The sequence below is a fragment of the Nodularia spumigena CCY9414 genome (genome assembly GCF_000340565.2).
GTDB classification, from domain to species: domain Bacteria; phylum Cyanobacteriota; class Cyanobacteriia; order Cyanobacteriales; family Nostocaceae; genus Nodularia; species Nodularia spumigena.
On sequence record NZ_CP007203.1, the window covers coordinates 5377214 to 5400209 of the forward strand.

The 22996-nt window shown below is 43.2% G+C and carries 22 protein-coding genes and 1 pseudogene; 12 read left to right on the forward strand and 11 right to left on the reverse strand.

The features are described 5' to 3' along the window. Positions 1-102: 102 nt before the first annotated feature. Positions 103-1266 (reverse strand): baeRF3 domain-containing protein, encoded by a 1164-nt coding sequence (locus NSP_RS23225; RefSeq protein WP_006194682.1) that lies wholly within the window; start codon positions 1264-1266, stop codon positions 103-105. A gap of 319 nt (positions 1267-1585) precedes the next feature. On the opposite strand from NSP_RS23225, the pseudogene NSP_RS23230 reads away from it, so the two are divergent. Both NSP_RS23230 and rbsK read left to right on the forward strand, forming a co-directional pair. Beyond that, positions 1586-1915 (forward strand): annotated as a pseudogene (locus tag NSP_RS23230) (IS5 family transposase); the annotation flags it as partial. A 207-nt stretch (positions 1916-2122) separates the two neighbouring features. After that, positions 2123-3046: a ribokinase gene (rbsK, locus tag NSP_RS23235; RefSeq protein WP_006194684.1), complete on the forward strand. Its 924-nt coding sequence runs from the start codon at positions 2123-2125 to the stop codon at positions 3044-3046. Between the two features lie 213 nt (positions 3047-3259). On the opposite strand, the gene NSP_RS23240 is transcribed toward rbsK, so the two are convergent. Next, complete coding sequence (locus NSP_RS23240) at positions 3260-3691, reverse strand: nucleoside deaminase (RefSeq protein WP_006194685.1); 432 nt, start codon at positions 3689-3691, stop codon at positions 3260-3262. 16 nt (positions 3692-3707) lie between these two features. Between NSP_RS23240 and NSP_RS23245 the strand changes: the two genes are divergently transcribed. Further along, positions 3708-4631, forward strand: a complete 924-nt coding sequence (locus tag NSP_RS23245; protein ID WP_006194686.1) for a nucleoside hydrolase — start codon at positions 3708-3710, stop codon at positions 4629-4631. 180 nt (positions 4632-4811) lie between these two features. Here the strand turns inward: NSP_RS23245 and NSP_RS23250 are convergent, their stop codons facing one another. Next, positions 4812-6101 carry a Glu/Leu/Phe/Val family dehydrogenase gene (locus NSP_RS23250; protein WP_006194687.1) on the reverse strand — a complete coding sequence of 430 codons (1290 nt, stop codon included), beginning with the start codon at positions 6099-6101 and terminating at the stop codon, positions 4812-4814. 195 nt (positions 6102-6296) lie between these two features. On the opposite strand from NSP_RS23250, the gene NSP_RS23255 reads away from it, so the two are divergent. After that, complete coding sequence (locus tag NSP_RS23255) at positions 6297-7694, forward strand: cytochrome P450 (protein WP_006194688.1); 1398 nt, start codon at positions 6297-6299, stop codon at positions 7692-7694. Here the strand turns inward: NSP_RS23255 and NSP_RS23260 are convergent. Together NSP_RS23260 and NSP_RS23265 are read right to left on the reverse strand one after the other, a co-directional pair. Beyond that, on the reverse strand, positions 7665-9143 hold the full coding sequence (locus NSP_RS23260; protein WP_006194689.1) for a carotenoid oxygenase family protein: 1479 nt from the start codon (positions 9141-9143) through the stop codon (positions 7665-7667). The two genes, NSP_RS23255 and NSP_RS23260, sit on opposite strands and share 30 nt — an antisense overlap. 90 nt (positions 9144-9233) lie before the next feature. Continuing rightward, positions 9234-10631, reverse strand: coding sequence for a folate/biopterin family MFS transporter (locus NSP_RS23265; protein ID WP_006194690.1), 1398 nt, complete (start codon positions 10629-10631; stop codon positions 9234-9236). Between the two features lie 199 nt (positions 10632-10830). On the opposite strand from NSP_RS23265, the gene NSP_RS23270 reads away from it, so the two are divergent. From NSP_RS23270 to NSP_RS23285, 5 genes are all read left to right on the forward strand, one after another. Continuing rightward, positions 10831-12762: a bifunctional serine/threonine-protein kinase/formylglycine-generating enzyme family protein gene (locus NSP_RS23270; protein ID WP_017804461.1), complete on the forward strand. Its 1932-nt coding sequence runs from the start codon at positions 10831-10833 to the stop codon at positions 12760-12762. A gap of 195 nt (positions 12763-12957) precedes the next feature. Then, positions 12958-13074, forward strand: a complete 117-nt coding sequence (locus NSP_RS25770) for an SUMF1/EgtB/PvdO family nonheme iron enzyme (RefSeq protein WP_269454151.1) — start codon at positions 12958-12960, stop codon at positions 13072-13074. Positions 13075-13218: 144 nt separating this feature from the next. After that, the gene (locus tag NSP_RS23275; protein WP_017804462.1) at positions 13219-13587 is read left to right on the forward strand and encodes a four helix bundle protein; all 369 of its coding nucleotides are present in this window, start codon (positions 13219-13221) and stop codon (positions 13585-13587) included. Positions 13588-13608: 21 nt separating this feature from the next. Beyond that, positions 13609-13920 (forward strand): nucleotidyltransferase family protein, encoded by a 312-nt coding sequence (locus tag NSP_RS23280; protein WP_017804463.1) that lies wholly within the window; start codon positions 13609-13611, stop codon positions 13918-13920. Continuing rightward, on the forward strand, positions 13917-14258 hold the full coding sequence (locus NSP_RS23285; RefSeq protein WP_017804464.1) for a HepT-like ribonuclease domain-containing protein: 342 nt from the start codon (positions 13917-13919) through the stop codon (positions 14256-14258). The genes NSP_RS23280 and NSP_RS23285 overlap by 4 nt, the downstream gene beginning before the upstream one ends. Here the strand turns inward: NSP_RS23285 and NSP_RS23290 are convergent, their stop codons facing one another. From NSP_RS23290 to NSP_RS23300, 3 genes are all read right to left on the reverse strand, one after another. Beyond that, a complete protein-coding gene (locus NSP_RS23290; RefSeq protein ID WP_017804465.1) occupies positions 14259-15416 on the reverse strand; it encodes a beta-ketoacyl-ACP synthase in 1158 nt (385 codons plus the stop codon). It lies immediately after the preceding gene. A 152-nt stretch (positions 15417-15568) separates the two neighbouring features. Continuing rightward, a complete protein-coding gene (locus NSP_RS23295; protein ID WP_017804466.1) occupies positions 15569-16360 on the reverse strand; it encodes a peptidylprolyl isomerase in 792 nt (263 codons plus the stop codon). Positions 16361-16502: 142 nt separating this feature from the next. Then, positions 16503-17099: a photosystem I assembly protein Ycf4 gene (locus NSP_RS23300; RefSeq protein ID WP_044482863.1), complete on the reverse strand. Its 597-nt coding sequence runs from the start codon at positions 17097-17099 to the stop codon at positions 16503-16505. Between the two features lie 443 nt (positions 17100-17542). On the opposite strand from NSP_RS23300, the gene psbD reads away from it, so the two are divergent. Both psbD and psbC read left to right on the forward strand, forming a co-directional pair. Then, positions 17543-18601: a photosystem II D2 protein (photosystem q(a) protein) gene (psbD, locus tag NSP_RS23305; protein ID WP_006198347.1), complete on the forward strand. Its 1059-nt coding sequence runs from the start codon at positions 17543-17545 to the stop codon at positions 18599-18601. Next, positions 18585-19973, forward strand: coding sequence for a photosystem II reaction center protein CP43 (gene psbC / locus NSP_RS23310; protein WP_006198346.1), 1389 nt, complete (start codon positions 18585-18587; stop codon positions 19971-19973). Before psbD ends, psbC begins: the two co-directional genes overlap by 17 nt. Before the next feature lie 217 nt (positions 19974-20190). Here the strand turns inward: psbC and NSP_RS23320 are convergent, their stop codons facing one another. Then, on the reverse strand, positions 20191-20736 hold the full coding sequence (locus tag NSP_RS23320) for a shikimate kinase (RefSeq protein WP_017804468.1): 546 nt from the start codon (positions 20734-20736) through the stop codon (positions 20191-20193). Positions 20737-21189: 453 nt separating this feature from the next. Here NSP_RS23320 and NSP_RS23325 point away from each other — a divergent pair, with 453 nt between their 5' ends. Further along, on the forward strand, positions 21190-21384 hold the full coding sequence (locus tag NSP_RS23325) for a hypothetical protein (RefSeq protein WP_006198343.1): 195 nt from the start codon (positions 21190-21192) through the stop codon (positions 21382-21384). Between the two features lie 8 nt (positions 21385-21392). Here the strand turns inward: NSP_RS23325 and NSP_RS23330 are convergent, their stop codons facing one another. Continuing rightward, positions 21393-22109, reverse strand: a complete 717-nt coding sequence (locus NSP_RS23330; protein ID WP_006198342.1) for a LapA family protein — start codon at positions 22107-22109, stop codon at positions 21393-21395. Positions 22110-22211: 102 nt separating this feature from the next. After that, positions 22212-22832, reverse strand: coding sequence for a flavin prenyltransferase UbiX (locus NSP_RS23335; RefSeq protein ID WP_042202854.1), 621 nt, complete (start codon positions 22830-22832; stop codon positions 22212-22214). Positions 22833-22996 lie beyond the last annotated feature (164 nt).

Here is a 22996-nt window from a genome sequence, read left to right on the forward strand (position 1 = left end):
CCCCCAACCCCCTCCCCGCAGGCGAGGAGGGGACTATGATTTACTTCATTCAAGTGCATACCGCTATAGTTAATTTCACCTAATACAACACCACAAAAACTATCAATAGCGGAAAATAGCTGCTACTGGTGTACCATTTGGCATTTGTTCTGATTCAACCGTGTACACTTTCCCACCATTAATAACTGTTTGAATCGCAGCCAAATCTAACATATCTTCATCATCTGGCTCCGGTTCTGAATGTACATCGACAGTCATTGTATCTGGATCAAATTTACCCCAAATTTGCATATCTATTGGCACAAACATCGAATCAACCCTTTGACAATAAGTCGCTGAGACAATTTCTTTAATATCACTAGAAGTTGTCCCAGTCCCAGTTCGTTGCTGATAAAGCGCCATTGCTGACTGCTGATTTTCATGAAACAAAGGTTCGACAATCGGCCAAGCCTGTTTATGCAACTCTTCCGGCTTCATGACTTCAGTATTACCAGTAATACCTGATTCCAGAAAATAAGGATAAGTATTTGCCTCTTGATAAATTGGGAACAGATACTCAACCCCTGCTAACATTAAAGGCGCATTGTCCCCCCGGATTTTTTCGTGTACCGCCCTATCAATAATGTGACAAAATTGTAAAATATCTGCTTGATGTTTATCTCTGTCAGGACTTCCCTGACCATGAACATCACCCGGCTGTTGAAACGAATTAGCTGTTCCCCCTCTAGGTGTACCAATCCGATGTTGTACCCCTTTTTGGATATCATCCTGTAACAGAGCTGCATCTATACTCCCAGGCATATTTGCTACTTCCACCTCATTGAGGCTGTAGGCCGTTCCCTCAAAAAACTTGATATCTTTTTGGCTAAGAGCTAAGAGATAAAAGTGTCCATCACTGTTGATTAAATGCAGTAATGGTTTAAGATGAAAGCGAACGCTAACAACTACCAATTCCTGAAACTCCATTGGCAAACGGTAATAGCGAAACATCTGGGGAGAAATAAAAATTGCCAGTCCGTTGTCTTGGTTTTGCCAGAAATCAGTCGTATCAAGTTCTTTAGCTGGTTGGAGAAAATCTATCGCCTCAGTGTGGCGCATCCCCATAGCATATAAACGTTCCTCAGCTTCACGGATTAAGTTTTTCAAACGAATGGGGTTTTGGCGAATTTCTGGCCCCGCCTTTTGCATCGGCATATATAAAGAAACACAAGGGCTTTGGGAATTATCAACTAAAATTTTGAGTTCATCATGGGATAATAGTGTCATATTATTGAACTCCTATGCATAAAAACTAAACAGGGTAATATAATTTCACACCGTCTCTGATGAAATTTCATCTTGCTTTTGACCTGCTATATACACCATTCTTTAGATAGATAGGTGGTTTTAGACATGAATAGTTTTGAATTTTCAGGAGCTAATAAATATCCCCCAACCCCTATAAGGCGTTGGGGGTGAGATTAGGGATACTATTTCAACACCATGAAGCTGAACAGTTAAGAGGATGTCTGAGAAGTAAGAAAGCCCACGTAACGGTATCCTGTCAGTAGAAAAAACACGTAAGTATGACAGCGTTACGAGAGCTATGAATCCATCCTACCCAAGTAATTTGACTTCTCAACAGTGGGAACTGTTATCAGGGTTAATTCCAGAAGCTAAAAAAGGAGGTAGAAAACGTAGTGTTGATATGGAAGCAGTGGTAAATGCCATACTTTACATCCTGTGTGCAGGTTGTGCATGGCGAATGCTGCCTCACGACTTCCCGAAATGGAAAACTGTTTACCACTATTTTCGGCAGTGGAGAAAAGATGGGACATGGGAGAAAATCCATGAGCGTCTGCGTTTATGGGTGCGTGTGAGCCAAAATAGAGAACCATCGCCATCAGAAGCGATTATGGATAGCCAATCGGTGGAAACTGCAACAATGGTATCCTTTGTCAGATTTTTCTATCTCTTGTCCTTTGCGCCTTTGCGTGGTACATCATAGCCCCCTCCTCGCTTGCACCGGAGGGGGTTGGGGGTGGGGTTCTTGTATCTCACTCAGATGGCCTGACAACTAAAACTTTGCGTCCCTTTGCGTTAACCTTGGCGTAACTTGGCGTTAAAAAAACATCCTTATACTATGACCATTATCGTCTTCGGAAGCATCAATATAGACCTAGTAGCGACCACATCCCGCTTACCAATTGCAGGTGAAACTATATTAGGAGAAGATTTTTTTAAAATACCAGGAGGAAAAGGAGCAAATCAAGCCGTAGCATTAGCGCGGTTAGAGATTCCTACTTACATGGTGGGACGTGTAGGCGCACAAAGTTTTGGTGCAGAACTTGTCCATAATTTGCAACTTGCAGGAGTACAAACTGAAAATATCTTCATAGATCAAACTGTGAGTTCTGGAGTTGCTATTATCACCGTAGATTATGCTGGTGAAAATCAAATTGTTGTCATTCCGGGCGCAAACGGACGAGTTAATCAAGAAGATATCGAGCGATTATCTCAACTATTACCAACAGCTACCGCACTAATTTTACAACTAGAAATTCCCATTGATGCCGTAGTAGCAGCAGCCAAAGCCGCAAAAGATGCAAATATTCAAGTAATTTTAGATCCCGCACCCGCACAAGCGAATTTACCCGATGAACTATATCAATTAGTTGATATTATTACACCAAATGAGGTAGAAGCCGGGCAATTGGTGGGTTTTCCTGTAGATAATCAGGAATCAGCACTGAAAGCAGCTAAAGTTTTATTGCAAAGGGGTGTGAAATGTGCGATCGTCAAACTAGGTGCAAAAGGTGCTGTCTGCGCCACTGCTGAGGAAACATTTTTTGTTCCAGCTTTCCCAATTCATGCTGTGGATACCGTTGCTGCTGGCGATGCTTTCAATGGTGGTTTAGCGGCGGCACTTTATACCGGACTTTCTTTACATCAGGCAATTATTTGGGGTTCAGCCGCAGGTGCTTTAGCAACCACAAAAATGGGCGCACAAACTTCATTACCTGATAAGTTAACCTTTGATTATTTCTTAGCAGAAAAGGAACTATAGGAATCCGGTTTGATTTATGAAAAAATTAAGTATTGTAGGGTGCGTTAGGATGAAATCCGTAACGCACCATTATTAAAGCTTTGGTGCGTTACGCTACCGCTTTAGCGTAAGCCATGCCCCTTGGGCTATACACACCCTACGTGTTTGTTCAATAATCAAATAGTAGTCATATAGGAGAAGCAGGTGAGCAGACTAATGACTAATGACTAATGACTAATTGCCAATATCTTCATTCCATATTTCGGGATTAGTTTCAATAAATTCGCTCATCATTTGTTCGCATTCATCAAGATTGAGATCAATGACTTCCACACCGTGAGATACCATAAAATCTTTAGCACCAGGAAAAGTTCTCGATTCTCCGGCGATGACTTTTTTAATGCCAAATTGTACTACTGCACCAGCGCACAAATAGCACGGCATTAAGGTAGAGTAAAGTGTTGTACCTCTATAGCTACCAACTCGCCCAGCATTGCGGAGACAATCTATTTCGGCGTGGGTGACAGGATCATTATCTTGCACACGTTTATTGTGTCCTCTGCCAATAATTTTGCCATCTTTCACAAGTACAGAACCGATGGGAATCCCACCTTCTTTTCTACCTTGTTTTGCTTGTGCGATCGCAGCTTCCATAAATTCATCCATTTGTTAATTCTCCTATATGTCTAAACAACTCGTATTAATGGATCATGATGGCGGTGTTGATGATTATTTAGCAACCATGCTGTTGTTAACAATGGATCATATCGAACTTTTAGGTATTGTTGTGACTCCAGCCGACTGCTATATTCAACCTGCTGTGAGTGCGACACGTAAAATTTTAGATTTAATGGAATTTTCTCACATCCCAGTGGCAGAAAGTACTGTACGCGGAATTAATCCTTTTCCTCATCTCTACCGCCGTGATTCGTTTATTGTTGACCATCTCCCCATTCTCAATCAAAGTGAATTTATCAACACGCCTTTGGTTGCAGAAACAGGTCAAGATTTCATGGTTCGGGTTTTGCGTGAAGCACCAGCACCAGTAACGCTAATGGTAACGGGGCCTTTAACCACAGTAGCAACAGCCTTAGATAAAGCACCGGATATTGAAGGGAAGATAGCCAAAATAGTTTGGATGGGGGGTGCATTAAATGTTGGTGGAAATGTCGAAAAAAGTTTAGAACCAGGACAAGATGGTTCAGCCGAATGGAATGTTTATTGGGATGCAGTTTCCGCAGCGAGGGTATTGCAAACTCAAATTGAAATAATTATGTGTCCTTTGGATTTAACTAATAATGTGCCTGTCACATCGGATTTAGTATACAAAATGGGACGACAACGCCATTATCCTATATCTGATTTAGCTGGTCAATGTTATGCCTTAGTTATTCCCCAAGATTATTATTTTTGGGATGTCCTAGCTACGGCTTATTTAGGACACCCAGAATTTTATCAATTGCGTGAATGGGAAATAGAAATTATCACCACTGGTTTAAGTCAGGGACGGACTAAGGTAGTCGCTGGGGAACGGAAAGTTTATGCGATGGATAAGGTCAATAAGGATGCTTTTTATGCTTATATTTTACAACAATGGGCGCGGTGAAAAAGAGGCGAGGGAGCAGGGAGTAAGGGGGATAATTCAGATAAGGATTCGTCATTAGCGGGCAAGATGCCCGCACCACAAGCAAATTTGGGATACTTTTTTCTTTGTCAATCCTTAAGCAAGATTGCTTGGGGGAAGAAATTTTCCAATGACCAATGACCAATGACTAATGACTAATGACTAAGGATAAAGACCTCTATCAGCCAGCGCCTGTGCAACTCTACCCACACCCAAAGTATAGGCTGCTAATCGCAGAGGAATTTGCCGTATCTTTGACTGCTGAATCACTTGGTGATAAGCTTGCACCATTAACTTTTCCATTTCATGATTCACACGTTCTTCATCCCAAAACAGATAAGAAAGACCCTGCACCCACTCTAAATAACTGACAACGACACCCCCAGCATTGGCTAAAATATCTGGTAACACAGTTACACCATGCGTTTCTAGAAATTGGTTCGCTTCCAAAGTCACTGGACCATTAGCTGCTTCTGCGACAATTTGCGCTTGTATTTGATGCACATTTTCTGTGGTAATTTGATTCTCCAAAGCTGCTGGAATTAAAACGTCGCAATCTAAAGTTAATAAATCTGCATTGCTAATGGGTGTTGTTTGCGGAAACCCTGCAATACTTTTATGATTTTCGGAAGCGTAGGCTTTTAATGCCGGAATGTCAAGACCATCTGGGGAATAAATACCCCCTGAACCTGTGGAAACAGCTAAAATCTTCGCTCCCTCTTTGTGTAACAATTCTGCTGCTGCACCTCCGACATTACCGAAACCCTGAATCACTACTCGCACTCCTGCAAGGGATTTACCTTGGGTGGCTAATGCTTCACGGACAATAATCATTACACCTCTACCCGTGGCCATTTCCCTTCCCAAGGAACCACCAATAGAAAGAGGTTTACCAGTAACCACTCCGGGGACAGCATGACCAACGTTTACAGAATAAGTATCCATCATCCAAGCCATTTCACGGGCGGAAGTACCCATATCTGGGGCGGGAATATCTACAGAGGGGCCAATATCTTTAATTAATTCGCTGATATAGCGGCGACTGATTCTTTCTAATTCGCCCACACTATAAGTTTTGGGATTTATGGCTATTCCTCCCTTTGCACCGCCATAAGGTATACCCAATAACGCACATTTCCAAGTCATCAGCATGGCTAAGGCGGAAACTTCCCGCAGTGTCACGGCTGGATGGTAACGAATTCCACCTTTATAAGGGCCTAAAATATCAGAGTGCTGCACCCGATGTCCCGCTAAAACCTGGATTTCACCATTATCTAGCTTCACGGGTATGGAAACTGTGACTACTTTGCGGGGATTACTGAGAATTGCCAAGACACCTTGATCTAGCTTTAATTCTTTACCTGCTGCATCTAAGTAACTACACGCTTGATCAAATGGGCAAATATGTGCTGGAGTGGCAGCTTCCAACGGTAAGGGAGATGTTAACACCATAAACTTTTCTCCTAGTCGCGGTATCTTCGCGTACCGGATATGTATGCGCTTATCTTATCCTAGACTGGATAAAAATGGCAATTTTGTAGTTTTTGTGACAATTTAATCAAGTCTTAGTTTTTTTTCAGAATTGCTTAAAGGATGGCGATCGCATTCATTGAGTATTAGGATAATCATAAAGATGAGTATATTTTTATGGAAACCACTAATTCCCAGACTCAAAATAAACTACCGCTTCCCCCTGGCAATTTGGGGCTACCTTTGATTGGCGAAACAATTAGCTTTTTGCGTGACCCAGAATTTGCTGAACAGCGATACCAGCAATACGGACCCATCTTCAAAACTCATTTATTTGGACAACCTACAATTATGATGATTGGGGCTGAGGCTAATCGTTTTTTATTCAGCAATGAAAACCAAAATTTTACGATAAGTTGGCCTGATAGTACGAAAACTCTGCTAGGGCCAGCATCTTTAGCATTACAAACAGGAGGTACACACCAAAAGCGCCGCAAGTTGCTTTCCCAAGCCTTTCAACCAAGGGCGTTAGCTGGGTATACAAGCAAAATGGAGGAAATTACCCACAATTATTTACATAAATGGCAACGCATGGGTACTTTCAAATGGTATCCTGAATTGAGAAATTATACCTTTGATGTGGCTTGCAAGTTACTCATAGGAACAGATGCGGCATCTGATAGCCATTTTGGTGAGTTATTTGAAGAGTGGTGTGCGGGTTTATTCACTATTCCCATAAATTTACCTTGGACTAAGTTTGGTCGGGCGTTGCGTTGTCGTCAGCAGCTATTGGTCAAAATTGAAGAAATTATCCTGCAACGTCAACAACAGCCTCATTCCGATGCAGATGCTTTGGGGCTGCTTCTACAAGCCGAAGACGAAGATGGAAATCGCCTCAGCTTGGCAGAACTCAAAGACCAAGTGCTATTATTGCTGTTTGCTGGTCATGAAACATTGACTTCAGCGATCGCCTCTTTTTGTTTACAATTAGCACAGCATCCCGAAGTATTAGCACAAGCTCTCGCCGAACAACAGCAATTGGCTATTGAGGAATCTTTGACACTAGAACATCTCAAGCAGATGCAATATCTAGACCAAGTACTCAAGGAAGTTTTGCGAACTATTCCGCCCGTGGGTGGAGGCTTTCGGCGGGTTATCCAGTCATCTGAATTTAATGGCTACCAGATTCCTGAAGGTTGGTCTGTGCTTTACCAGATAGGTAAAACACATCAAGATAGCAGTACATATACTGAACCAGAAAGCTTTGACCCCCAACGCTTTGCACCAGAACGGGTTGAGGATAAACAAAAACCCTTTGGTTATGTACCATTTGGTGGGGGTGTGCGCGAATGTCTGGGTAAGGAGTTTGCCAAGTTGGAGATGAAGTTATTTGCTGCTCTTTTGATTCGTGAGTATCATTGGGAATTAGTCCCAGGACAAAATCTGGATTTAATTATGGTTCCTACGCCCCATCCTCGTGATGATTTACAAGTTAATTTTTCAACGCAAAGGGGCGCGGAGGGAAGCGCAAAGGTTCGCGGAGTGTTAGATTTGGGTGGTGAAGTTGCCATGTAGTCCATAGGGAATATGATGTTTGAGGTGTAGTTTGGCTACTGCGCCTTTATTAAAATCGCTGGCATCTAATATTACTAAGTCTGAGCGATGGTGTGTAGCATCATATACTAAGGATAGTACCCAGCCGTCATCTTCTTTTTTTGCATCTGGGCGGGGGACAAATATCGGCTCACCGATGAAACCACGGGGCGCAGCGCTCCACAGTTGTCTTTCGCCTGACTTTAAATCGATTTTTAGTAATGCTTGCAGGGGCGCGTTACCTGTTTCCCCATGTGCTGCGCCTATGTATAAATATTGGTAATCTCGTCCGACAAGTTCAGTATTTATACTGGGGAATTCACAACAACGACTTTCAATTATTTGTGAACATAGGTTTCCATTATCAAGATTAACATGGAAGCGCCACAGTTGTCCAGGTGATATTGCTTCAAAGTTCACTTGGCGAAAATCGCTTTTTGGCTCGACTTCTGGGAGTGTTTCGTAACAAATCGAGTCAATGACGATTTCATTATCAACTTCAAAAGCATTTGCGTGGTGGAACACAAAACCAGCCTGAGTTTCGAGAATTTTTATCCCTGTTTGAGTGTGACGGGGAATCACTATAATTTGGGTGGGTTGATTTGGCTGAAATTTGATACATTCTCCAGCCGCACGTATTCCCAAGGCTAAAGGTATGGGGTTAAAGGTGACGGGATTTTGAAAGAAGATACAGTAATTGGGAGTAATGACAAAATCGTGGATGAAACAGAAACCCGGAACACTATGAGCGTGTTTTCTCACAACTTTACCGTCTGGGTTGAGTTCAAATATCGTAATTGTGGTGGATAGTCCGGGTTTGATGGAGAAATTTACCAGACAAGGTGCGCCACCGTCTTGGTTACAACTAGGGTCAAAGCGGGGATGGGCGCTGAAAGCTTCACCTGTTGAAAGTACACCATTGAAATATTCTTTTCCTAACGTTTCCAATGTATTGGGGTCAAGTTGATGGGGTTCTGCTGCTTCCCAAAGTGCTAAAAGTTTACCACCCCAATAGATAACGTTAGTATTAGCAATATTTTTAATTTTGAAGTCGAAAATATTCGCTAACCAACCGCCGGGTTTTTGTGTACCAAAGACACCTCTGTGCAGGATTTTTCCGGCTTTTTGTTCTGCTAAATAGCCTTCTGTGCGGATAAAGCGGTTACGGAAATGGGCGCGACCATTCGCAAAGCTGATGCGGCTAATCATACCATCACCATCAAAGGGGTGATGAATCGATTGTCCATTGATATCGAGTAAACCGGGGCCATTTCTAAACAATGTCCCTTGTAGTTCTGGGGGAATTTGTCCTTCTACATCATCAATCCAATAATCATATTCTTGGGTTAGGGATTTATATCCTCCTTGCCAATCTTCACGAGTATAGGATTTTTCGGGACTTAAATTTTCTTCTGTTTTTAAGGTCTGCATCTGTTTTTAAATTTGATGGAAAATATGGATTAGGTTCGCGCAAAGGCGCAAAGACGCAAAGGTAAGAAGGACAATTAAGCTGCTTATCAATTAGGGTACTAAGTTGGGTAACAATGATTCTTCTTCATTTGTTACCGCAGCTGGTTGTAATGTTGGTAAATCGGCTTGCGGGTCGTTAGCAGGTAGCCAACGAATGAAGGGTAATGGTAATAGTGTACTGAGGTTTGTGATAATTACTAATAACCACAGTAATTCAAAGTTAGTTTCAGTGATACCTAACCAGTGCATGATGATGGCTCCAAATTCATAAGAAACCATATTTGCTAAGTTAGAAACGGACATGAGTACAGCAAATAATGTGGCTTCTACTCCTGGGGGACATAATCTCGCTGCTAATACTAATACTGGCATATAGGCGATTTGTCCCATGACGGTGAGGATGAGGCTATCTCCTAAGCTAAACCAGTGGTCATCTATACCTAATGTTCGGTTGGTATGAGTCACCAGCAGCAGCATTGTCATTCCCAAGGCTGAGGAAAGCACTGTACTCCAAGCAAAAATCTTGCGGAATGATACACTTTTTAGGAAGCGTTGAAAAATCCAAATTCCAATTAAGGAAGCGCCACTTGTTACCAGTCTTACCCGTCCTAAAAATTCTGGTTGAAAGTGTAGTTCGTTGGTGCTGAAGAAGAAGAAGGCGGAATCTGCTGTGGGGGTGGCTAACCAGACAAATACAAAGGCTGTGGGTAGCCAAATGGCTTTTTGGGTGACTGCTTGGCGCAGTTGTTTGAGTTGATGTTTGGTGCTAAGAGGATTATTGCTGTGATTATCTTGGGTGTTTTTGCTGACGGGGGTTTCGGCGATTAACCAAGCTACTGCGGAAACGATGAGGGGAAATGAGGCGGTAATCCAAAATACGGTGCGGGTGGTGAAATGTTCTAGCAGCACTCCGCTAAAGTAAGCGGTGAGTAAACCGCCAAATGCGGAAGCACCCCAGCACAAAGATTGTAATGAACCGGCTGCTGCTTGGGATTCTGCTCTGGCTCTTTCCACAACTAATGAGTCAACTATGACATCACTGACTGCGACGGAAAGTGAACCAAGGGCGATCGCCAGTGTAGCTGCCCAGCTACTATGAACTATGGTGGCTAAACATACCCAAGAAATCGCTCCTAATAACCCAGAGAGGATTAAATATGGTCGGCGACGGTAGCCGAATATGGGTAAGCCATCGGAAATAAAGCCAAACACTGGTTTGATTATCCAAGGTAAGGCTACAATTCCCAATAGTGCGGACACTTGAGCCGGACTCAGTAGCAGTTCATCTTTGAGAAAAAAGCTGACAGCTAGACGCGCCAACCCTAAAATTCCTTGGACAAAGTAGACGGTAAGAATAGCAATTAACTCGGCGCTGGGTTCATGACCGAAGAAAATTTTTTCTTTAACTGAGTCCTTTACTTTGGTCAAGCCAGGGAAGTCAATCAGCATTTGATAAATATTTTTGAAGTTTTATTTACTTTTCTATCATATCCGTTTCTCAGAATCTGCGGGGTGGGTAAAGACCTGATTAGGGGACGGGTGAGGACACCCATCCCACAAGAAAATCCTGTGTGAGTAGAATCACTTGCTTTAATAATGAGAAATTTGGCACAATAAAGCTCAATTCCCCAGCGCCGAGTCAAAAATCATGCCTACGACTGGTACAATCCTCCGTCAACGCTATAAAATCATCTACATCTTAGGAAGTGGCGGATTTGGCGACACCTATTTAGCAGAAGATATAGATTTACCCAACCATCCCAAGTGTGTAGTCAAACACCTCAAGGCCAACTCCAACCCCGCAGTATTAGAAATTGTTAGAAGATTATTTGATAGCGAAGCGAAGGTGTTATACCGTTTAGGTAATGATAGCGACCAGATACCCCGACTATTTGCCCACTTTGAAGAACAAGGTGAATTTTATTTAGTCCAAGAATTTGTAGATGGACAGGACTTAAGCAAAGAAATCAGTCCTGGTAAAAAGTTGAGTGAAACAGAAGTCACCAAACTATTACAAGAAATTTTGGAAGTATTAGCAGTAGTTCACAAAAAAAATATCATCCACCGCGACATCAAACCCGCAAACTTAATGCGTCGCCGTCAAGATAGGAAAATAGTGTTAATTGACTTTGGTGCAGTCAAAGAAATAAACACCGTGATGGTGAATAGCCAAGGTCAAACTAGTGTTAGCGTTGTCATTGGAACTAATGGCTATATGCCAAGTGAACAAACAGCCGGACAACCAAAATTATGCAGCGATGTTTACGCAGTGGGGATGTTGGGAATTTATGCTTTAACAGGGAGACAACCCCACGAACTACCAAAAGACCCCACTGATGGTGAAGTGATTTGGCGTAATTATGCAAATGTCAGTGACAAACTGGCAGGTGTTTTAAATAAGATGGTGAGTTATCACTTTCGAGATAGATATTTTTCAGCAGAGGTAGCATTGCAAGCCCTCCAGCCGTCACAGCCACCGCCACAGATAGCACCGACACAACTAAATCCACCATCACCTCAACAGCTACAGCCACAACCACAACGACGACAACCACCCCCACAGCCAACATCTGATTTGTCACGCCGTCAGGTAATTAAAACTGCGGGATGGTTAGCTGGGGGATTTGGTTTGGCTGTTATCGGGAATCGGTTGTTATTTCCCTCTGATTCTGGAGATATTACTACTACAACTCCGGTGACAAGTGAAATTCCACCAGTAGTTGTAGAAACTCCTTCTCCTTCCCAACCTTCTACTCCCTCAAATAGCGTGGAAACCTTTTCCTTTGAAACTGTTACCGTAAATGTACAGGGAAATATTACTAACCGCCGCAACCTGCAAGCAGAATACTTTGAAGAAAATTTAGGAAATGGTGTGTCTTTGGAAATGGTGCAGATACCAGGGGGAACTTTTACAATGGGTTCACCACCAGAGGAAGCAGCGCGAGATGACGATGAAGGTCCCCAGCGTCAGGTAAGGGTTCCTGGTTTCTTCATGGGTAAATATGCAGTTACTCAGGCACAGTATCAAGCAATTATGGGGACAAATCCTGCTAACTTCAAGGGTGAGAAAAGACCTGTAGAAACAGTAAGTTGGGATGAGGCGGTAGAATTCTGTGAAAAATTGAGTCAGAAGACAGGAAAAACCTACAGGCTACCCAGCGAGGCTGAATGGGAATATGCTTGTCGTGCGGGAACAACGACACCGTTTTATTTTGGTGAAACGATTACCACAGATTTAGTTAATTACGACGGAAATTTTCCATACGCCTCAGCACCAAAAGGTGAATATCGTGAACAAACAACAAATGTAGGAAATTTTCCGCCAAACTCTTTCGGTTTATACGATATGCATGGTAATATATGGGAATGGTGTCAAGATATATATAATAGTAGCTACCAAGGCGCGCCCATAGACGGTACTCCGTGGTTGAATGGTAGCGATAATAACACAAAGCTGCTGCGTGGCGGTAGTTGGCTCGACCTCGCTAGGACTTGCCGTTCTGCCAATCGCTATTGGGTCGCGCGCGCGCTTCGTTACAACCGTGTTGGTTTTCGCGTGGTGGCTGTGGCTGTGGCGTGAGGATTCCTTGCCCTTTACACTCTTGCCCTTTTGCCCTCTGCACTTCTTATTCTTTTCACTTCTTTCCCCGCCGCTAGGCGGAAAAAAATTTTTTCTCAAATCTGGTGTCTTGATATCAAATCCATTATACACTACATTTAATCAAACTTCTCATTCAGTTGAGAATTTGAGGTTGGGGCAGGTCGATTTTAGCTGCTGCGTGGCGGTAGTTGGATCAACAACGCTAGGAATTGCCGTTCTGCCAATCGCAATAGGAACGCGCGCGCGAATCGTAACAACAATGTTGGTTTTCGCGTGGTGGCTGTGGCGTGATGTCAGTTAACAGTTATCAGTTAACAGTTATCAGTTATCAGTTAACAGTTATCAGTTATCAGTTAAAATTACGAATAAACTCGGTGGTTGTCATAAAGTTCTAATAATAAACTAATAACTGTTTACTATTAACTGATAACTGATATGAGTAGTTTGGTATACGAAAAAGCATATAAATTTGCCATCAGAATAGTCAAAGCATATAAATATCTTACTCAAGACAAAAAAGAATTTATTTTGTCAAAGCAACTAATTAGAAGTGGTACATCAATAGGTGCAAATATTGCTGAAGCCAATGGAGGAATTTCGGTAGCAGACTTTTCTGCCAAAATATCCATTGCATACAAGGAATGTCTGGAAACCAAATATTGGCTTTCTCTCTTGAAAGATACAGGATATATTGAAGAAAAAGCCTTTAACAGCATTTACACAGACGCAGACGAAATAGGAAAGATGCTATTTTCAATCCTCAAAAAAACAAGACTCAAAAACAACTTCAACACTGATAACTGATAACTGATAACTGTTAACTGTATGTTAGAAGATGAAAAAACAGGCTTAAAACAATTGCTCCACGAAAAACGAGAAGAAATTTTGAGAATTGCGACTCAACATGGAGCTTATAACTTGCGGCTTTTTGGTAGTGTAGCAAGAGGCGAAGAAACAGACGCAAGTGATATTGATTTTTTAGTTGATTACGATTTAGATAAAATCTCTCCTTGGTTTCCAGGTGGTTTGATTTCAGATTTAGAAAATCTTTTGAATCGGAAAGTTGATGTTGTTACACCTAAATCATTACATGATTTAATTCGAGATAAAGTTTTTCATGAGGCTGTCTATCTATGAAAGATAGTCGGGTTTATTTGATTCATATTCGCGACTGCATTACCAGGATTACGCAATATACACTTGACGGTAAAGAAGTATTTTATAAAGATATAAAAACCCAAGATGCAGTGTTAAGGAATCTTCAAATAATGTGTGAGTCTGTACAAAAACTCCCACCAGATTGGAAAAATCAATATCCGGAAATCGAATGGAATAACATTGCTGGATTTCGGAATAGATTAACTCATGAATATTTGAATGTAGACCTTGATATTATTTGGAGTGTGATTGAAAATTATTTGCCAGATTTAGAAATAACAGTTGAAGCAATGGCACAAAAGTTTTGGAATCTTTAACTAAAATTTACCCAAGGCGATCGCAGCATTTTGACCACCAAAGCCAAAGCTCAAACATAACACTCTCTGCACTGCACTTTCACGCGTCGCCATTACCAGATTTAAATCAAATTCCGGTGTTTGCAATCCTACGCAAGGTGGTAATATTTTTTGCTGCATGGCTAAAAGCGAAAATGCCACACCTAAAGCTCCTGATGCTCCTAATGTATGACCTGTAGCCCCTTTGGTGGAACTTATTGCTACTTTCTGGGGAAATATATTCTGTATAATTTTACTCTCTACTCTGTCATTTAGGAGAGTGGCTGTACCATGAGCGTGAATGTAATCAATATCGGCTGGGGTGAGGGAACTGCGTTTTAAACATTGCTGAATCGCTGCGATCGCACTTTTCCCATTTGGTTCTGGAACATTACCATGATATGCGTCTGCTGTCAAGCCAAAGCCAAGAATCTTACCATAAATTTTAGCTTGGCGCTGCTGTGCTAATTCTGCCGATTCCAAGACAAACACCGCCGCACCTTCACCTAATACTAAGCCTTCTCGGTGCAAATCAAAGGGATAAGCCCCTGTTTTTGCCAAAGCGCCCATTTGTTGAAACCCTGACAATGTGAGGGGTGTAATGGGGGCTTCTACAGCCCCGGCGATCGCTCTTTGACATTGCCCAGTTTCGATTAATAAAGCCGCTTGAGCGATCGCCCAAATACCAGTAGCACACGCAGCCATCGGTGCTAAAACTATACCAGTTGCACCAATTTGTCGAGCCGAGGCGATCGCATTAGTATGAGGTAAAAAATCCAACCAATTCTCTAAGACTACATCCCCAGTATTTAAAGCAGTTTGGGGGTGATGATTGCCATACATCTGCCGCGCCAGTGATTCCCAAGCGCCTTGGTGACTGCGACTTGAGCCAATGACCACAGCACAATCAGGTAAAGGTGGAACTAATTCCGCGTCTGTTAATGCAGCAGCGACAACCATTTGAGTCAAACTTTTTAATTCAGCAGGTTGTTTACCAATCAAACCCAGAGGGTATGCTTCCAGTTCTGCAAATGGTTGATACCATTGAATACCAGATTTACCTGCGATTAAATTTTTCCAGTTATCCTCTAAGCTTGTGCCTAAAGCTGAGACTAAACCGATACCAGTGATAACAACCATTTCAGAATTGGGGATTGGGGACTGGGGATTCGGTATTGGGTACTGGGTACGGTACTGGGTATTGGGGACTAGGAACTTTCCCCCCTGCTCCCTGCTCCCTGCTCCCCTGCCTCTTCTTCCCCTACTCCCCACTCCCCACTCCCTACTCCCTCTTACTCAGGAGTTTTGAGATTTTCTGCGCCTTGAGTAACTTTAGCTGATTCAATGCGATCGCCTTGCTGAATTTTATTAACTACATCAAAGCCTTCGGTAACATTACCGAACACTGCATAGCTACCATCCAGGAAAGCTAAATCAGCTAAAGCAAAGTAAAACTGTGAAGAAGCTGAATCTGGCATTTGCGATCGCGCCATAGCTACCGCACCCAGTTTATGCTGTAACTGAGGTGGCTTACTCACACGAGCCGATTCTAAAGTCTTGCCATAAATGGGCTTTTCTTCGCCTTTCGGCTTAATTTCTAAAGGTATCCGGCGTTCCGTCCCAGTTTTAGGATCAACGTAACCACCTGTTCCCAGTCTATTTTCTGGAAAACTTGGGTCTTTACCTTGAGGATCGCCCCCTTGAGCTACAAAAGGTTGGGGATCGCGGACAACACGATGGAAAACTAAACCATCGTACACACCTTTTTGGACTAAATCGACGAAGTTACCAGCTGTAATTGGGGCATTGGTACCGTCTACCTCGATAGTAACCGGCGAACCGTTAACCGTCATCACCACAGTAGCCTTACCTTCGAGCCGTGGTAAATCTTTCATTCCAGGAACACTCTCATTTATAGTTTCAGATACAGATGTTGCTTCCGTGTTTGTCGTAGTTTGTGTCTCACCTGCTGTAGAGGTGGGAGAAGCGGGATCAGAAGTCACATCCTGTCCTGAACATCCTCCCAAAGTCAAAGCACCGACTATCAAAAATACAACCAGAAATTGTGAAATTTTTAACCGCATAGTCAGTTACTAATTCAACCAGAGTATCTTATTTTTTTAGGTGATTTTTGAATTAGGGACTAGGGATTAAGGATTGGGGATTAAGGATTGGGATGGAGAATCTTCTTCCCCCCTGCTCCCTGCTCCCTGCTCCCCTGCCTCTTCAAAGTCCTTCCAGAGGTACTCCCAAAAAGCGGGCTAATTCTGCGCCTGTAGTTTCTAAATCTGCTAAAGATAAGGGTTGACCTACCCGTGTTAAAGGTATGTCTCGCCGACCCTTAACGCGTAGGTACAGGGCGCGACGGGGATTAAGACCTTCTTTGATGTCTATTCGTATAGACTGCACGTCTTGAGTATAGCTGTCGATTTCAATGCGTCGATTTTTGCCGGGAAATCCCCAACGAAAAATTTTTATGCGCCCAGTTTCCTGATTGAAGTCGTTGTAGCCGCCTCCAACATCCCATAAAATTACTAGCCATAGATATGAGGCTAAAAGTAAGCCCGCAGTGCCGTATAACCCCATAACTAGCCCTTGGGGTACGAATATCAGTTGAGTTGCATCGGTCACTAGCAGGAAATTTACTTTCGTGTAACTAGATATTCCAGCCAAAAAGAAGCCTGTGGCTCCTAATGTGACGATAGTTGCCCACCAGTAGTTACTAAACCGACGAGAACCCAGAACATCTTGATGCAGGATACTTGAGGGTTTGCGATCGCCATTGGGCGAATCACCTTTGTTGATTGTTGTTGATGCCGTCATTGAACTACCTTGGCCTGTGAGTTCTTCCCTATCCAAGTCTGCCATTTCCGGAGCTTTTCGTGCAAGTTGGGTAGCTAAACTTTTGAGATTTCTGAGAAAACTTGTGTCAGATTGTTAAAATTCTGATATTAATAATAAGTAATGAGTTTGTGTTTAATAGCTAATTTACATAAGTCCATTGGGCGAAAACCCAAACTAATGTGATAAGTTAAGAATCATTAAGTTACCAGAGGCTAGTAATTAGCTGATGGTACGTGTAATGGCATAACTCTGAGAAATTCCGATCATCAAGACGGTAAATTTTCAGATTCTCAGATGCTTTTAGGCTACTGAGATTGTCAAAAAAAACGTTAATTCCTCGTTGCAGTCGCATGAAGTCGGAAAATTACCGATAGCGCTGCTTCAAAGACGTTGCAATTTTAGTAAAAGAGGATTTTAGTTCAATGACCATCGCAGTTGGACGCGCCCCTAGTAGAGGGTGGTTTGACGTATTAGACGACTGGTTAAAGCGCGATCGCTTTGTATTCGTAGGCTGGTCAGGGATATTATTATTTCCCTGCGCTTACCTAGCACTAGGCGGTTGGCTCACCGGTACAACATTCGTCACATCCTGGTACTCCCACGGATTAGCATCATCTTACCTGGAAGGAGCTAACTTCTTAACAGTTGCAGTTTCCTCCCCACCAGACAGCTTGGGACACTCCCTACTCTTGTTGTGGGGACCCGAAGCTCAAGGCAACCTCACCCGTTGGTTCCAATTGGGTGGCTTGTGGCCATTCGTAGCCCTACACGGAGCCTTTGCATTGATTGGCTTCATGTTGCGCCAATTTGAAATTGCCCGTCTTGTAGGCATCCGTCCATACAACGCTCTCGCCTTCTCTGCCCCCATTGCGGTATTCGTCAGCGTATTTCTGATGTACCCCTTGGGACAGTCTAGCTGGTTCTTTGGCCCTAGCTTTGGTGTAGCTGCAATTTTCCGTTTCCTACTATTCCTCCAAGGTTTCCACAACTGGACACTTAACCCCTTCCACATGATGGGTGTAGCAGGTGTTCTAGGTGGTGCGCTGTTGTGTGCCATTCACGGAGCCACAGTAGAAAATACCTTGTTTGAAGACGGTGAAGGTTCTTCTAACACCTTCCCTGCTTTTAACCCTACCCAAGCTGAAGAAACCTACTCAATGGTGACAGCAAACCGTTTCTGGTCACAGATTTTCGGGATTGCATTCTCCAACAAACGTTGGTTACACTTCTTCATGCTATTTGTGCCAGTAACTGGCTTATGGATGGCATCAATTGGGATTGTTGGTTTAGCACTAAACCTGCGGGCTTATGACTTCGTTTCCCAAGAATTACGGGCAGCAGAAGACCCAGAGTTTGAAACTTTCTATACCAAAAACATTTTGTTGAACGAGGGTATCCGCGCTTGGATGGCTCCTCAAGATCAGCCACATAAACAATTCGTATTCCCAGAGGAGGTTCTACCACGTGGTAACGCTCTCTAATAGACCATCTGTATTAGGCGGCGGACGTGACCAAGAATCATCAGGCTTTGCTTGGTGGTCTGGAAACGCTCGTTTAATCAACCTATCTGGTAAACTGCTGGGCGCACACGTTGCCCATGCTGGTTTGATTGTATTCTGGGCGGGAGCGATGACTTTATTTGAAGTCGCTCACTTCATTCCTGAAAAGCCCATGTACGAGCAGGGCTTAATCCTGCTTCCTCACGTCGCCACCCTCGGATGGGGTGTTGGTGCTGGTGGTGAAGTTATCGACACCTTCCCCTATTTTGTTGTGGGTGTACTCCACCTAATTTCTTCAGCTGTACTGGGTTTTGGCGGTATCTATCATGCTGTTCGTGGCCCAGAAACCTTAGAAGAATATTCTTCTTTCTTTGGTTATGACTGGAAAGACAAGAACAAGATGACCAACATCATCGGCTTCCACCTAATCATCCTGGGATGTGGTGCGTTGCTGTTGGTGCTGAAGGCAATGTTCTTTGGCGGTGTGTACGATACTTGGGCCCCTGGTGGTGGTGATGTTCGTGTTATTACTAACCCAACATTAAACCCTGCTGTAATCTTCGGTTATTTGATCAAATCTCCCTTCGGTGGCGAAGGCTGGATTGTGAGCGTCAATAACATGGAAGATGTCATCGGTGGTCACATCTGGATTGCCCTGATGTGTATTTCCGGTGGTATCTGGCACATCTTCACCAAGCCTTTTGCTTGGGCGCGTCGTGCGTTCATCTGGTCTGGCGAAGCTTACCTTTCCTACAGCTTAGGCGCTCTTTCCTTAATGGGATTCATCGCCTCCACAATGGTTTGGTATAACAACACCGTTTACCCCAGCGAATTCTTTGGCCCCACTGGTCCTGAAGCTTCTCAAGCTCAAGCTTTGACCTTCTTGATTCGTGACCAACGCTTAGGTGCTAACGTCGGTTCTGCACAAGGCCCCACAGGTCTTGGTAAATACCTGATGCGTTCTCCTACCGGTGAAATTATCTTCGGTGGTGAAACCATGCGCTTCTGGGACTTCCAAGGCCCTTGGTTAGAACCTCTACGTGGTCCTAACGGTCTTGACTTAGATAAAGTCAAGAATGATATTCAACCTTGGCAAGCACGTCGTGCGGCTGAATACATGACTCACGCTCCTTTGGGTTCTTTGAACTCTGTAGGTGGTGTGGCTACTGAAATCAACTCTTTCAACTACGTATCTCCACGTGCTTGGTTGGCAACATCTCACTTCGTATTAGGTTTCTTCTTCCTCATTGGTCACCTATGGCACGCTGGTCGCGCTCGCGCAGCTGCTGGTGGTTTTGAGAAGGGAATTAACCGTGAGACTGAGCCAGTTATGTTCATGGATGACATTGACTAGGTTGCAAATTTTCTTTCATCACTGATAATCAAATGCTTTACTTGCCCTTGTGTCACAACAAGGGCTTTTTTAATCGGAAACTCGGTAAGTGTAAAACGAGCCTGGCTTGGCTCCCTGAGAGTGTCAACTGCGTTGGGATGTGGCACAATCAAACTGATTGCACGAGCAATAAATGAACAGGCTAGGCTGGAATTTGGACAGTAGCAATGCTCGATGTTCATTGAGAAACTTGTGGTTTGAGAACGCTGGGAATTGCTTCTATGACTCTGTTAGCAATGTCTTCAGGTGTTTGTTCTTCTCTCACAGTAATTTTGAGATCAGCTTGAGAGTAAAGTGGTGTTCGTTGTTCGAGAAGCGATCGCAATTTGCCTTGAGGATCAGCATCTTGTAATAATGGTCTTGTGGTATCCTCTGCCAAGCGGGTGTAGAGTAATTCCACTGGCACGTCTAGCCACACAACTAAACCGTGATGTAGGTAACTCCAGTTTTCTGTCCGTAAAATGATGCCTCCACCTGTTGCTATAGTCAACCGCGTATAAGCACAAACTTGTGCCAATACATCACTTTCTAGCTGACGAAACGCTGCTTCACCTTCTTCAGCAAAAAGCTGATTTATGGATCTTCCTGCTGATTGGGTAATTACACTATCGGTATCTAAAAACCCATAACCCAAATGCTTTGCTAGTAATTGTCCTACAGTCGTTTTACCAGCGCCCATCATACCAATTAAGTACAGGTTGACTCCTTGTAATAAGCTGCTCACCAGTCGTTTTGCTCCAGTTAGGGTTAATTTCACTATTATCCATCCTAACTTCTAAAATTACTTTAATTTAAATATGTATGTAATATTACTTGTGCAATATTTCAACAAGTTAAAATAGAACCATTTGGTAATTTTTTATTAAGTATATTTAATGATTCAATGAAATTTCATAAAGTTTCTATGAAACTTTATCCAGAGAAATCCTGTCAATACAAAGCAACAGGACTCATTCTGGTGGAAAATTTTAGTGGCACAAAATACTATGTTTTTTAACAGCACAGTATTGAACTTATCAAACTTAGTTATAACAAGCCTATATCAATAATTAGAGTAAATTTCAGTGTAAAAAATGACTTGTTTTTTAACATTTGATCCATGAAGTTCATCAACTTGAAGGTTCACTAACAGCAGTAAGACCAAATAAATCAATGTGGTATGTGTGAGGCATCAACAATGAATCGAATTCGTGACGTAGTGCAACAAGCTTTAGCAACTAGCTACCTGACTGTTGAAGCAGAAAACCAACTACGGCATCTGTTGACTACTCAGTATGACTTGGAAGATTTAAATGCTTTCATGGCTTTGCAAGAGGCAGCTATGAACGGTAAGGTCAAACAGGAGTCTCGTGAGCGTGTACTATCCCAGTAGTTAAAAGCTTATTTACGGGACGGCTTATCTTCATCCTCAAAATCATCGTCTTCAAAAAACTTCCAATCGTCGTCATCATCATCTGCTTGATTATCCACTGGGTTAGTAGTCGATGGTTCATAAGGGGGGATGATTACCCGGTAATCAGCATCGTACACAGATTCAGTTTTTCCTACCGCAGTATTTTTGGGATCACGATAATTGTAGGAATAAACCGAACCAGATTGGGAACGACTTTGAGGTTCTTGTTGGCGTTCGTAGGTTTGAGAGTCTCGAACTGGTGGAGTTTGAGGACTGGGGGTAGGTGCTTCTGGTTGCTGTTCATCAAAATCCCAATCATCATTTCTACTATCATTCGTCTCCCAATCGTCAAATGCGTTACTGGGAGTGGACTCTGTTTGACTAGCTGCTGTCGAAGGTCTATAACGTGGTGGTTGAGGTTCTTCCCTAGATGTCGCTTTCGCGCGGGGTGAAGTTCCAACTGATGTATATGGTCTTTGGCGTTGTGGTTCCCCAAAATAATTTGATACCTTCAGCAAGGTAGTAATAATTAGGGATGTGAAAGCACCAGCAGCAGTACTCACAAAAATCCACATTGCCAGGGGGAATGGTAGAGTTCGCACACCCAAAAATACGAGCGCTAGGACAGGCGACCAATTTTGAATTAGCAACAGTGTGAGTATCCCTAGTACTGCTACCAACAGAATTAAGCGAATTACAGCCATAGAAAAGGCAAAAGTCAAAGTTACTCAATCAAAGCAAAAGGCAAAAGGCAAAAGTTACTCTGTTTTTACTTTTACATTTTTACAGCAATTACAACACAGGACTTATTTACTTCCTTGCCAACGCTGAATGGGAATGCAATCAATATCTAGTTGATCTAAAGCACGAGCAACTACAAAATCAACTAAGTCCTCAATGCTTTGAGGATTGTGATACCAAGCCGGAATGGCTGGTACAACTCTGACTCCAGTTTCTGCCAAAGTTGTTAAGTTTCGCAGGTGAATCAGGCTAAATGGGGTTTCACGGGGAACGATGACTAGCTTTCGCCCTTCTTTAATCTGGACATCCGCAGCCCGTTCCAGTAAGTCGGAACTCAAGCCACCTGCTATCTTGGCCACTGTACTCATGCTACATGGCATGATAATCATCCCCAAGGTGCGAAAAGAACCACTGGCGATTCCGGCTCCCACATCACCCCAAGGATGGCAGCGTAGTTTACCCCCAACAGCGACTCCAGCTTGTTCTCGCCAGAATTGCTCTTGTGCGGTTGGTTCAGCTGGCATTCGAGTTTCCTGTTCGCTGGCCCAAACCATGTAAGTTGATTTAGAGGCTACTAGTTCAATCTCATAGTCTGCTGCGAGCAGATATTTGAGGGCGTGAACGGCGTAGATGAGACCAGATGCACCAGATATGCCTAATATAAGGGGTTTGGGGTTGTTTGACACGGGGCTGCTAGTAAAGTTGATTGCGGGTCAAAATCTGAGAAATTGGGGCATTGCCCTAATTAGTACGCCAGGGGATGGCGGAAAGTAAATTGCCTGTGCAGAGGAGCTAGGGAAGTGTGGAAATCTCGTCAGGCTAACGCTGTGAGCGTTAGCCAAACGGGAGT

Coding starts and splice junctions, on each gene's coding strand:
- NSP_RS23330 (WP_006198342.1), bottom strand. CDS start 22,109: ATGGCTGTAATTCGCTTAATTCTGTTGGTAGCAGTACTAGGGATACTC.
- NSP_RS23325 (WP_006198343.1), top strand. CDS start 21,190: ATGAATCGAATTCGTGACGTAGTGCAACAAGCTTTAGCAACTAGCTAC.
- NSP_RS23240 (WP_006194685.1), bottom strand. CDS start 3,691: ATGGATGAATTTATGGAAGCTGCGATCGCACAAGCAAAACAAGGTAGA.
- NSP_RS23260 (WP_006194689.1), bottom strand. CDS start 9,143: ATGCAGACCTTAAAAACAGAAGAAAATTTAAGTCCCGAAAAATCCTAT.
- NSP_RS23300 (WP_044482863.1), bottom strand. CDS start 17,099: ATGACGGCATCAACAACAATCAACAAAGGTGATTCGCCCAATGGCGAT.
- NSP_RS23255 (WP_006194688.1), top strand. CDS start 6,297: ATGGAAACCACTAATTCCCAGACTCAAAATAAACTACCGCTTCCCCCT.
- NSP_RS23265 (WP_006194690.1), bottom strand. CDS start 10,631: ATGCTGATTGACTTCCCTGGCTTGACCAAAGTAAAGGACTCAGTTAAA.
- NSP_RS23270 (WP_017804461.1), top strand. CDS start 10,831: ATGCCTACGACTGGTACAATCCTCCGTCAACGCTATAAAATCATCTAC.
- NSP_RS23280 (WP_017804463.1), top strand. CDS start 13,609: ATGTTAGAAGATGAAAAAACAGGCTTAAAACAATTGCTCCACGAAAAA.
- rbsK (WP_006194684.1), top strand. CDS start 2,123: ATGACCATTATCGTCTTCGGAAGCATCAATATAGACCTAGTAGCGACC.
- NSP_RS23295 (WP_017804466.1), bottom strand. CDS start 16,360: ATGCGGTTAAAAATTTCACAATTTCTGGTTGTATTTTTGATAGTCGGT.
- NSP_RS23225 (WP_006194682.1), bottom strand. CDS start 1,266: ATGACACTATTATCCCATGATGAACTCAAAATTTTAGTTGATAATTCC.
- NSP_RS23245 (WP_006194686.1), top strand. CDS start 3,708: ATGTCTAAACAACTCGTATTAATGGATCATGATGGCGGTGTTGATGAT.
- NSP_RS23285 (WP_017804464.1), top strand. CDS start 13,917: ATGAAAGATAGTCGGGTTTATTTGATTCATATTCGCGACTGCATTACC.
- psbD (WP_006198347.1), top strand. CDS start 17,543: ATGACCATCGCAGTTGGACGCGCCCCTAGTAGAGGGTGGTTTGACGTA.
- NSP_RS23275 (WP_017804462.1), top strand. CDS start 13,219: ATGAGTAGTTTGGTATACGAAAAAGCATATAAATTTGCCATCAGAATA.
- NSP_RS23250 (WP_006194687.1), bottom strand. CDS start 6,101: ATGGTGTTAACATCTCCCTTACCGTTGGAAGCTGCCACTCCAGCACAT.
- NSP_RS23290 (WP_017804465.1), bottom strand. CDS start 15,416: ATGGTTGTTATCACTGGTATCGGTTTAGTCTCAGCTTTAGGCACAAGC.